The organism is Flavobacterium sp., from assembly GCF_031381455.1.
GTDB lineage: Bacteria > Bacteroidota > Bacteroidia > Flavobacteriales > Flavobacteriaceae > Flavobacterium.
On record NZ_JANMXZ010000003.1, the window covers coordinates 27,746 to 40,012 of the forward strand.

Annotated in this window: 9 protein-coding genes; 3 read left to right on the forward strand and 6 right to left on the reverse strand. The window is 33.7% G+C overall.

Translation table 11 applies throughout. The annotated features are described in order from the left end of the window. The first annotated feature begins 8 nt into the window (after positions 1 to 8). Positions 9 to 2,210 carry a response regulator gene (locus RMN97_RS00845; protein ID WP_309612628.1) on the forward strand — a complete coding sequence of 734 codons (2,202 nt, stop codon included), beginning with the start codon at positions 9 to 11 and terminating at the stop codon, positions 2,208 to 2,210. On the opposite strand, the gene RMN97_RS00850 is transcribed toward RMN97_RS00845, so the two are convergent. Continuing rightward, entirely contained in the window at positions 2,207 to 3,463 is a 1,257-nt protein-coding gene (locus RMN97_RS00850) for a DEAD/DEAH box helicase (RefSeq protein ID WP_309612629.1), read from the reverse strand. The two genes, RMN97_RS00845 and RMN97_RS00850, sit on opposite strands and share 4 nt — an antisense overlap. 131 nt (positions 3,464 to 3,594) lie before the next feature. Further along, positions 3,595 to 4,632, reverse strand: a complete 1,038-nt coding sequence (locus tag RMN97_RS00855) for a formimidoylglutamase (RefSeq protein ID WP_309612630.1) — start codon at positions 4,630 to 4,632, stop codon at positions 3,595 to 3,597. Positions 4,633 to 4,724: 92 nt separating this feature from the next. On the opposite strand from RMN97_RS00855, the gene RMN97_RS00860 reads away from it, so the two are divergent. Continuing rightward, entirely contained in the window at positions 4,725 to 5,609 is an 885-nt protein-coding gene (locus tag RMN97_RS00860) for a hypothetical protein (protein WP_309612631.1), read from the forward strand. Between the two features lie 66 nt (positions 5,610 to 5,675). On the opposite strand, the gene hutI is transcribed toward RMN97_RS00860, so the two are convergent. Then, positions 5,676 to 6,914 carry an imidazolonepropionase gene (gene hutI / locus RMN97_RS00865; RefSeq protein WP_309612632.1) on the reverse strand — a complete coding sequence of 413 codons (1,239 nt, stop codon included), beginning with the start codon at positions 6,912 to 6,914 and terminating at the stop codon, positions 5,676 to 5,678. Positions 6,915 to 6,982: 68 nt separating this feature from the next. Here hutI and corA point away from each other — a divergent pair, with 68 nt between their 5' ends. Beyond that, positions 6,983 to 8,053: a magnesium/cobalt transporter CorA gene (gene corA, locus RMN97_RS00870; protein WP_309612633.1), complete on the forward strand. Its 1,071-nt coding sequence runs from the start codon at positions 6,983 to 6,985 to the stop codon at positions 8,051 to 8,053. 81 nt (positions 8,054 to 8,134) lie between these two features. On the opposite strand, the gene nhaA is transcribed toward corA, so the two are convergent. From nhaA to RMN97_RS00885, 3 genes are all read right to left on the reverse strand, one after another. Continuing rightward, positions 8,135 to 9,289 (reverse strand): Na+/H+ antiporter NhaA, encoded by a 1,155-nt coding sequence (nhaA, locus tag RMN97_RS00875; RefSeq protein WP_309612634.1) that lies wholly within the window; start codon positions 9,287 to 9,289, stop codon positions 8,135 to 8,137. A gap of 67 nt (positions 9,290 to 9,356) precedes the next feature. Continuing rightward, a complete protein-coding gene (locus tag RMN97_RS00880; protein ID WP_309612635.1) occupies positions 9,357 to 11,309 on the reverse strand; it encodes an OmpA family protein in 1,953 nt (650 codons plus the stop codon). Between the two features lie 12 nt (positions 11,310 to 11,321). Then, the gene (locus RMN97_RS00885) at positions 11,322 to 12,233 is read right to left on the reverse strand and encodes a type IX secretion system membrane protein PorP/SprF (RefSeq protein ID WP_309612636.1); all 912 of its coding nucleotides are present in this window, start codon (positions 12,231 to 12,233) and stop codon (positions 11,322 to 11,324) included. Positions 12,234 to 12,267 lie beyond the last annotated feature (34 nt).

The window sequence follows — 12,267 nt, forward strand, 5'->3', positions numbered from 1 at the left end:
CCAACCCTATGATTAAAGCCAAATCCATTAGTTTACTTGTATTTATACTTTTTTGTTTTACCAATTCGGTAGCGCAAGATTATAAAAAGGAGAAAGCTGAAATAGAAAAATTGCTTAATCAAGCTGTTTCCGATTTTAATGATGCCAAATACGACAAAGCATTAAAATCTTCCAAACAAGCTTTGATTAATTCTTTTGGTATAAATGACGATTCCTATATTGCACAATCCTACAATACTATTGGGGTTATTTACAACGAATGTTCCGATTCCAAAAAAGCAATAGGCTTTTACGAAAAAGCACTGTTCTATGCTAAAAAGACAAACAAGGATAAACTTTACAATTGGATTTACGGGAATTTAGGCAGCGTTTATTATTACAACGAAATTGATGTTCCCAAAGGAATAAATTATTATAAGAAGGCATTATACTACGCCGAAAAAATCAAGGACAGCACCGACATAAAGAATACAAAAATGAATATTGCAAGTGCTTACTTTGCAATTAATAAATTTGATGAAGGAGATCTATATTTAAGAGGCATTCAGGAAAATGTACTAAAGTATGGTGACCAGGAAATCAAAATGAGAATGAATTCGCTGCTTGGGATTTATGCAACAAACCATGACAAAAAAGCCGAAGCGGAACAATATTATGCAAAAGCTCAGAAATTAGCTGAAGAGATTCAATACGATTCGTACTTAATTAGTGTTTATGAAAACCTGGTTCGTCATTACAATCATTTTCAAGAACCCGAAAAAGCAAAGGAGTATAAAGAAAAATTGGACTCGCTAAATAAGGTTGTCTATTCAGAAGACAAACTTGATAACTTGCAAAAAGCCGCGGTACAAATTGAGTTAGACGAATACAAAAATCAATTAGAGCGAATTGAACAGGTAAATGAACAACATCAAAAGAGCATAAAAGAGTCAAGATTGATTGTTATACTGTTTATAGTCATCTTGATAATTTTGCTATTATTGTTACTGACTTTGTACAAAAACATAAAATTAAGAGAACAAGCTAATATCGAATTAAAAAAAGCCAATGAGGAACTTGTTTTGGCAAAAGAAGCAGCAGAAGAAGCATCGCTACTAAAATCACAGTTTGTTTCCACCATTACTCACGAATTGCGAACACCTTTGTATGGTGTCATTGGAATTACTAATATCATTTTAGACGAACATAAAGAATTGGGAAATAGTCCACACCTAAAATCCTTGAAGTTCTCAGCCAAATACCTACTTTCTTTAGTAAATGACATTCTTCAAATTAATAAAATTGAGGAGAAACGCATCGTCTTGGAAAGTCTGATTTTTAACTTGGCAGATGAAATCACTTTGATAAAAAATTCGGTTGAATATATAGCCGATAAAAACAACAACGTATTTACTGTAGAAATTGATACTGCTATTCCTGAATTCTTAATTGGTGATAAACTTAGGTTGTCACAAATCATCATGAACTTGGTGAGTAATGCTTTGAAGTTTACCAAAAACGGTGAAGTTGCTGTCATGGCAGATTTGAAAAAAGTAGAAGGAACAGTCTATTTCATTGAATTTAAAGTTAAAGATACCGGAATCGGAATTGCCAAAGAAGACCAAGGAAAAATCTTTGATAAATTTGTACAAATAGAACGAAAAGAAGAAGATTATCAAGGTACAGGTTTGGGATTGTCTATAGTTTCTAGCTTGGTGAAATTATTCAACAGCGAAGTTCATTTAGAAAGTGAAGAAAATGTTGGAACTACTTTTTCATTCACCATCGGATTTGAATTTGATGAAGACAAATCAAAAGAAATTATAAATAACATCGAAGTTGATTTATCGACCAGCCATTTATACAATATTTTGGTTGTAGAAGACAATAAAATAAATCAGGTAGTAACAAAAAAAATTATTCAGGGTAGCAATATGAGTTGCACTATTGTAGATGATGGTTATGCTGCTTTAGTGGCGCTAGACCGCGAATCGTTTGATTTAATATTAATGGATATCAACATGCCATTAATTAACGGTTTTGATACAACACGAAAAATCAGAGAAAAAGGAATCACCATTCCTGTTATTGCTTTAACTGCTTTTGACAAACAAGAAGTGGTTGAACAAGCTATTTCTGCCGGAATGAATGATGTTATGGTGAAACCCTTTGAACCTTCAAAGTTATTTCAGGTCATTCACAATCAAATTAAAAAAGAAAACGCCGGTTAGTACCAGCGTTTTTTATTCTTCTTAGAAGCTTCCGATTTTCTTGAATTGTTTTCCTTTCCTTCGGGTTTCTTTTTGTTTCTCAAATCGGGTTTTGCATCCGGATTTGGTTCAGCATCTTTCCATGGAAACGGATGGTCTTTCATTATTTTTACATTAACCTTTATCAATTTCTGAATGTCTTTCCAGTACGGTTCTTCATCTTTACTGCAAAAGGATATCGATATTCCGTCATTTCCGGCGCGACCTGTTCTGCCAATTCGGTGTACATAAGTCTCTGGAATATTTGGCAAATCAAAATTGATTACATAAGGCAAACTTTCAATGTCAATCCCACGAGCAGCAATATCAGTTGCTACCAAAACAGAGATTTCTTTGTTTTTGAAATGGTCTAAAACGCGTTGTCTTGCCGTTTGTGATTTGTCGCCGTGAATGGCTTCAGCATTAACACCGTGTTTTTTTAACGCTTTAACCACATTGTCAGCACCATGTTTGGTTCTGACAAAAACCAGCACATTACTGAGGTTTTCATTTCGTATCAAATGATATAATAAACCACGTTTGTCTTCTTTTCCAACAAAATAGATTTGCTGTTCAATAATTTCTGCCGTTGATGAAACCGGAGTTACCGAAACATATTCGGGTTTGTTTAAAAAAGTATCAGCTAATTCTCGGATTGCCATTGGCATTGTTGCCGAAAACAGTAAAGTTTGCCTGTTGTTTGGAACCAGTTTTACAATTTTTCTAACATCGTTAATGAAACCCATGTCGAGCATCAAATCCGATTCGTCTAAAACCAAATAATGTAATTGGTCAAAATCGATATAACCTTGTTTGTGTAAATCCAATAATCTTCCTGGAGTCGCAATCAAAATGTCAACACCTTTCTTTAATTGCTCCACTTGTGGCACTTGCGAAACACCACCAAAAATGGTTAGTTGACAAATGTTGGTATACTTTCCATAAGTATCAAAACTCTCTCCAATCTGAACGGCTAATTCACGGGTTGGAGTCACTACCAAACAACGAATCTCTTTTGTCTTTTTGGACGACCCAATCATGCGATGCAAATTGTGTATAATCGGAATAGCAAAAGCCGCTGTTTTTCCGGTACCGGTTTGGGCGCAGCCAACTAAATCTTTTCCTGCTAAAATAAATGGAATAGCCTTTTCCTGAATAGGAGTTGGGCTGGTGTATCCTTCTTCAAAGACTGCTCTTTGAATACTTTTGGATAATGATAAATCTTCGAATAACATAAAATGGGATTACGATTAATTGTAAACCACTGCAAATATAAGTAATTAGGAATTGAGAATTGGGATTTAGGAATTAAAGCAAAATATATTATAAATTATCAAATCCTAATTCCCAAATCGTAAATCCTAAATTATATCAACTCCTTTCTCGATTTAATAAAATCAGTAACTAAATAACCAATCAGCTTTCCGATAAGATGATTGTTTTTTTCTTCGCCTAAATCAGGTGCACCTTCGCAAATATGAAGATACGCTGCATTTTTATGTTCGCCAAAGAAATAAACAAACTGACGCAGTTCTTCTACCGAAAAACCACTCATAGTCATGGCACTGCTGGCGATATTGGGCAAAGCATCCAAATCGATTTCGATACCATAAGGATCTGTTTTTACAAAATCTGATGCCCTTATTAGTTCCTGCAGGAATTGCTTTTGCTTACGGACTTTAATCTCATCATAAGTATTGTAAGTAACGCGGTCTTCAATTTTCTTTAAATTATCGAGTACATTTTTAGAAGTATAATTTTCGTGCAAGCCAAAGATGAAATATTTCTTCAGAAAACCTTCTTCATAAGCATACGAAAATCCGTTGCCGCTATGTCTTCCTTCCAGAATTCTAAAATCGGAATGTGCATCAAAATTGATAGCATTTATGGGTTTTCCTAATCCAAGTGCCGTTCCTTTTATATTTCCGTAAGCATTGTTGTGACCACCGCCGATAATTATAGGAGTTTTACCGTATTTAATAATGCAACTTATAATATGTACAACTTCTTTATCAATTTTTTCAACAAGAGAACTTAATTTTATTCGGTCAGCCGTATTATGAAAATCCAAATTTTTGGAGACTTCCATTTCTTCAGCAACATCCAACGCACCTAAAATCACTATTTGGCTTCCTTTACAAAAACGATTGTGCTGTATATTGGCAATACTCGCAATAGCACTTTCCCAAGCAGAATAAGCTCCAGGACGACCAAAATTTGCTCGAACACCAACATCTTCCGGAATTCCAAACAGTACATATTTTGCTTCGCAGTTTTTCAAATACTCATGACAATTTTCACCTTTGGGTATGGTTAGCATTTTTTCACCAAATTTTACTTCACCACTTCGATGATTGGTAACTTTTGCTAAATCAGTAATTGAAAACGGAATTATATTCTCCATTTGAAAAAATATTTCACCAAAAATATAATAAAAATGCTTATCTTTCGTTACTATATTAAATAGTATTATTTAATAATAAAAAAAAATGCCACATGGAAAATCAAAACAATCATTCAAAACTAAAAGCTATTATTGGAATATTAGCAGTTTTATTGATAGGAAGTTTAATTTATATTTTTAAACTAACGTCTGACTCAAAGACATTACAAACTACGGTTACCACTGTAAAATCTGAAAAAGAATCTGTTCTCAAAGATTTGGCAGATTTGAAAACAACCTATGATGCTGCTATTGCTGAAAATACTTCAATGTCAGATGAGTTAATTGCTGAAAGAGATAAAGTTGTAAAATTGATGTCAGATTTAAAAGCATCAAAAGGAGACAATGCTTCATTACAGAAATATAGAACTCAATATAAAGCATTGGAGCAAAAAATGCAGAATTTGATGCAGGAAGTTGAAGTGTTGAAAGCACAAAATCAAACATTGACAACAAATTTAGATAGTACAAAAGTAGTTTTAGAAGACAACAAAAAATACAATCAGGTTTTGGTGGGACAAAATGAAGAGCTAGCCAAAACAGTTGAACTAGGTTCTAAACTAACGGTTACGAATTTGAAAACAGCTTCTTATAAAGTGAGAAGTTCCGGAAAACAAATCGCCACTGACAAAGCAAGTAGAACGGACATGCTTAAAATTAACTTTACAATAGCAGAAAACAAAATTGCAAAATCGGGAGATAAAACATATTATGTTCAGGTAATTGATTCTAAAAACAATGTTTTGGGAGATAAAGCAACTGTTTCGTTTGGAGATCAAACTTTAACATACAGTTTTACCACAACGGTAAAATATGATAACAAAACGGTTGAAGTTTCTGAACAATTGCCAGGAAAAGATTTTGCTAAAGGAACTTATTTTGTCAATGTGTTTGACAAAGGAGAATTGGTTTCAAAAAGTAGCTTTAGCTTACGATAATAATCATCTTTTTTAATAATTATAGAAGGAAGAAAGTCTTCTCGTAATATGACGAGAAGACTTTTTTTATGAGACTAACTTTCCGTTTAAAAACACTTGGTCAATTAAAGCGGTGCCGAATGAATACGGCAATTCATAAAATGAATTCAAAGGTTTTGTAATGATAAGATTGGCTTTTTTGCCAACGGTTATGCTTCCGTGAGTTGTTGAAATTCCCATGGCATACGCGCCATTTATTGTGGCTGCATTAATGGCTTCTTCAGGTGTCATTTTCATTTTGATACAAGCTGTTGCCACAACAAAATTCATATTTCCAGAAGGTGAAGTTCCCGGGTTAAAATCGGAAGCTAAGGCAAGAGGCAAACCGGCGGTTATCATTTTCCGCGCTGGCGTATACGGAATACTGATAAAATAAGAACAGCTTGGCAATGCCACAGGCATGGTTTCGGTATTTTTTAAGACTTCAATATCTTCATCAGTTACAACTTCCAAATGATCAACCGAAAGTGCGTTGTGTTTTACACAGGCTGCAATACCGTTGATGGCTGTAAATTGATTAACATGAATTTTGGAACGCAAACCATAGTGCTTTCCGGCTTCCATAATTCGTTCGGTTTCTGCCACCGAAAAATAACCCGTTTCACAAAAGGCATCAATATAATTAGCTAAGTTTTCTTCGGCAATTTTCGGCAAAATTTCATTGATTAACAAATCGATATAACCATTGTGATTTTCTTTATAGGCTAAAGGAAAAGCATGAGCACCAAGGAATGTTGCTTTGATAGTTATTGGATAATTGGCAGCTAATTTTTTAATGACACGTAGCATTTTGAGTTCGCCATCAACGGTTAATCCGTAACCCGATTTGATTTCGATTGCTCCAGTTCCTTGTTGGATAACTTCTTCGAGTCTTTTTTTGGATTGATTGTAAATTGCTGATTCAGAAGCTTCGTTTAGTTTTTTGGCAGAATTTAAAATGCCACCGCCACGATTGGCAATTTCTTCATAAGTCAAACCATTAATTCTATCCACAAATTCCTGTTCACGATTGCCAACATATACAATATGCGTATGACTGTCGCACCAAGATGGTAAAATCATTTTTCCAGAAGCATCAATCGTTTTATCGGTGTTTATTTTTGGACAATTTTCCATCGAACCATAAGCTGCAATCAGATCATTTTCTATCAACAAATAGGCATTTTTGATTGTCGGTAAAATTGCCATTTCGCTCCCGGAAACTTTATCTATCGAAGTTTCTCTTACTTGCAGAAGCTCTTTTATGTTGATGAGTAACGTTTGCATAAAATGATTTTTGGTAAAAATAGTTCTAAAAAAAGAAATAGTATTAAATTTAAACAAATTTAGAATTCGTGAGAAAAATTAAATACAAAAAAGGGAAAAAAGTACAACCTACTTTATTAGAATATACCGGAGTTCATAAGTATACACAAACAGAAATTCAGTTGTTTGTTTATGACACTAATGATTTAGCAGAGTTTCATGAATTTGAAGTCAATGAAATCCATAAGCATGTTGATTTTAATAAAACGAATTGGATAAACGTTCACGGCTTGAACGATATTGAGATTGTCAAAAAAATTGGCGATTTTTTTAAGGTTGATAATTTTATGCTTTCCGATATTTTAAATACCACCAAACGAACAAAACTTGATGAGTATCATGATACTTTATTTTTTAATATTAAATCACTCTTACCTGAAGAAGACACCAATAATATTAATGTAGAACAAATCAGTTTTTTGTTAAAGAATGGAGTTTTGGTTTCGTTTCAGGAAAAAAGAAGTGATTTTTTTACACACATACGTGAACGTATGAGAACGCATTCCGGAATTGTTAGAGATAAAAAAGCGGATTATCTATTGTATTTATTACTCGATTCCGTAATGGAAAATTTTTACATAACTATTGAAAACGAAGAAGATAGAGTAGAAAATTTGATTAATTTATCTAAAACAAGTACCAATCCGAAAATTTTAGAGCAAATAGAAAAGCATAGAGATAATTATAACTTTTTGAAGCGTTCTATTATTCCGTTACGTGATTCTTTGTATTCTATAAAAAGCATGAAGGATGATAATGTTTTTAATGCTATCGAACATGATAATTACAGTTTTTTTGACCGCTTGCATCAAAAAAGTTTGGAGCTTTTAGAGCAAATCGAATATGATATGACTACGCTTGATAGTGCGTCTAGTTTTTATTTTTCGACCCAAAACCATAAGATGAATGAAGTAATGAAAACCTTAACCGTGGTTTCGGTCTTCTTTATGCCGCTGACTTTTATTGTTGGTGTTTACGGAATGAATTTTGACAATATGCCCGAACTGCACTGGAAATACGGATACTTTATTATTTTGGGATGTATGTTTTTATTGTTGTTTGGAATGATTTATTATTTCAAAAGAAGGAATTGGTATTAAATAATTACGAATTACGAATTACGAATTATGAATTATGAATTATGAATTATGAATTATGAATTATGAATTATGAATTATGAATTATGAATTATTTTCATTAAAACTCTTTTTTAAAACGGATTTTAAAAATAATAATCCTAAAACTCCTGCGATTAATGATGAAATTAAAATCATGATTTTGGAATTATCGATGTGTTCCCCATCTGAAAAGGCGAGAAGCGTGATAAAGATTGACATTGTAAATCCAATTCCGCCTAAAAAACCAACTCCGATTATAGCTTTCCAATTGATGTCTTCGGGAAGGGAACAAATCTTTAATTTCACTGCCAAATAACTGAAAAGTGCAATGCCAATTGGTTTTCCAATGATTAATCCTAAAGCAATTCCAAGAGTATAATTTTGTGACAAAGCAAAGTGCCAATCGGAATTTATTATAATCGCTGTGTTGGCCAAAGCAAAAATGGGAAGAATAAAATAGGCTACAGGTTTGTGTAAAAAATGCTGTAAAATTATGGATGGCGATTTTTCACTTCCTGTACTAAACGGAATTGCAAATGCCAATAAAACTCCTGTAATTGTGGCATGAACTCCAGAATTCAGCATAAAGTACCACATAAAAACACCACCGATTAAATAAGGAATAAGGTTATGAACTTTCAATCTGTTTAAAACTAACAAACCTCCAAAAATGGATAAAGCAATGATTAAGTTCATCCAATTTAAATCGCCTGTATAGAAAATGGCAATTATCAAAATCGCACCTAAATCATCGATTACTGCCAAAGCGGTTAGGAATATTTTCAATGATGTTGGTACTTTATTTCCTAAAAGTGATAATATTCCCAATGCGAAAGCAATATCGGTTGCCATCGGAATTCCGGCTCCGGATTGGGTTTCTGTTCCAAAGTTTAAAAGTAAAAATAAAGCAGCGGGAACTAACATTCCGCCAAGAGCTCCTGAGATTGGCAGCAATGCATTTTTGATATTGGAAAGTTCACCGGCATAAATTTCGCGTTCTAATTCCAAACCAATTAGCAAAAAGAAAATGGTCATTAGCCCATCATTTATCCAATGCTCAAGCGAATGATTTCCTAATTGATAGTGCCAAATTTGTAAGTAGCTTTCACTCCAAATGGAATTCGCTAAAAATAATGAAAGTATGGTACAAGCAATTAATGTAAATCCACCGGCTTTTTCGCTTTCAAAAAAATCTTTGAAAAGTTTTGTAATTTCCATGTCTCAAAGATAAAAAAAAGCACCCGTTTCCGGATGCTTTCTAAAGTATGATTATAAGGGTTTTGTATTATAATGCTGTAATTATGAATTCAGAACGTCTGTTAAGTTGGTGTTCTGCTTCTGTACATTTCACACCATCGGCACAGTTGTTTACCAATTCGTTTTCACCTAAACCTTCAGAGGTTAATCGATTAGATGTAATTCCGTTTTTAATTAACCAATCTTTGGTAGATTTGGCTCTTCTTTTTGATAACTTATCGTTATAAGAGAACGAAGCTCTACTATCAGTATGAGAACGAATATTGATTTTCATCGATGGATTTTGGGTCAATACATCAAGTAATTTTGCTAAATCGACAGCGGCATCAGGTCTAATGTTCCATTTGTCTAAGTCAAAATAGATGATATTGATTTTGAAACAATCCGCTAAATCATCACCAATTTTAACTTTACAAGTAGAAGTTTTAAGCTCAATATTAAGTTCTGTTTTACCAGTTTCTTTACCAATAATTACAGGAACTTCTTTGGTTGTATAATCTTCAAGAGAAGCTCTTACAAAATATTTTGTGCCACATACGACTTCGGTGAATTCGTATTTTCCTTCAGCATCAGAAGTTGTTTCTTTAAGTTGATTGAATTTTTCATCAAAAAGAATCAGTTTGGTATTCGGTAAAACCGCTTTTGTATCTTCATCTGTAACTACACCAAATAGTATTTGGTCACACCAAATTGGTTTTGTTTCACCAAACTTATAGATATCGTCGCTTCCTTGTCCACCATCTCTGTTAGAACTTACAAATCCTTTTTTAGTTTTAAAGTTAATGATAAAGGCAAAGTCGTCTTTTGGGCTATTCGCTTCTTCACCAACATTTAGAACATCTTTAAAATTAAGGCTGCCATCTTTTGGTAATCTTGTTATAAAAATATCCAATCCACCTAAACCTGGCTGACCGTCTGAAGCAAAGTACAATTCGTTATCATCAGAAATGAAAGGATAGGTTTCTCTTCCGGCAGTATTAATGGCATCTCCTAAATTCTCAACAGGACCAAAGCTACCATCATCACTTATTTTTACTCTAAACAAATCTGATTGTCCGCGTGTTCCAGGCATATCAGAAGCAAAGTATAGTGTTTTTTCATCTGGTGATAAAGCGGGATGTGCTGTTTGATAACTATCACTATTAAATGGTAGCGGTGTAATATTATCCCATTGTCCGTCTTTATTTACAGTAGCTTTATAAATTTTCAAAAGCGTTACTTTACCGGCATCATAACCTCTACCGTCAAGGTAGTTATTACGAGTGAAGTAAACTGTTTTTCCGTCTTTAGTAAAAGCTGGAGTATCTTCGTGATATTTAGTATTTATTTTTTTGCCAAATTTCCCAACAGCCCCAAGTGAACCATCTTCAGCTATAGGAGAATCATAAAGATTGGTAAAATATTGACCTGTCCAAGTGTGAATTCTTTTAGAGAAATTTCCAGTATCACGGGCAGATGAGAATACCACTTTGGTTCCCATAAAGGCTGTTCCGTAATCAGAATATTTTGAATTAATACCCGCATTTTCGATTTTATAACGACCAGAGTTTCTTTTGATTTCTGCTAAATAATCTCTGTTTTCAGAGAGTAATTTTGCTCTGGTGTCATTCCCGCTTTTTTCGGAAAACTTTGCCAACATAGTAGCAGCTTTGTCGTTATCTTTTACAGCTTTTAAAGTTTGTGCAAAACGATAATAGAATTCGGGTTCTTGATCCGGATTGGTTGCATAAAGTTCAGCATACCATTTGTTAGCCTTTTCTAATTCGGCATTAAAATAGTAGGCGTTCCCAATTTTGAGTAGCATATCAGGCGATTTGTATCCTTTTTCATAGATACGTTCGTATGTTTTAATAGCATCAATATAAGCGTATTTTGCATACTCTTTATTACCTTTTACTTCTCCTTTGTTAGTAGTAACCTGCGAATAACCATTCACAAAAGTGATAGCTAATAGTACTAAATATGTAATTTTATTTTTCATGATGTTGTTTTATTAGAAGAATCTAGGGGATACCATTTTACTAACTTTATTGAACAACTCAAATCGTAAGAATACCTCATGAGAACCCGAGTTATATCGTCTTAATTGTGTTGTTTCCATATCATAACTGTAACCAATAAACAAACCATCGGTCACTTGAAAACCTGCCAATGCACTTACTGCAGCATCCCAACGATAAGCTCCACCAAGCATTAACTTGTCAAAGAATAAGAAGTTGGCTGAAGCATCTACTTGAAGCGGAGCTCCAGTTACCACTTTGGTTAAAACTGCAGGCTTGAATTTTATAGAAGGTCCTAAATCAAATACATATCCACCAATAAAATAAAAATTCATTCTTTCCTGAAATACAGCCACATCATTATCATTGTATTTAGAGTCTTGCAAGAAGTTTGGTACTGAAAGCCCTAAGTATAATTTATCGGAATGCAGGTAAACTCCGGCTCCAAAATTTGGTGAAAACTCATTGCTGAAATTTTGAAGGTTAGGATCATTAGCTTGGGCAGGCGTTAACTTATCGGTATCCAAATTGAATATATTCCCCGAAGCTTTAATTCCAAAAGACAGTTTGTAATCTTCATTCATTGAGATGGTATATGATACATCCGCAGAAATCGTATTGTCATTGGTTGGACCAATTTTGTCATTTACTAAAGATAAACCTACTCCAAGATTACTGTTATTGATAGGAGTGTTAATGGAGAAAGCGTTAGTGGTAGGAGCACCATCTAATCCTACCCATTGGGTACGATGCAATCCAAAAATACTCATAACTCCTCTTGACCCTGCATAAGCCGGATTGATATTTATGGTGTTGTACATGTATTGGGTATACTGTGCATCTTGCTGAGCAAGTCCAGTGTAACATGTTAACATCAAAGCGAAAATTAAAATTTTTGTTCTCATATTTTCTATTTTTAACCTGAGGATTTTTCAATCC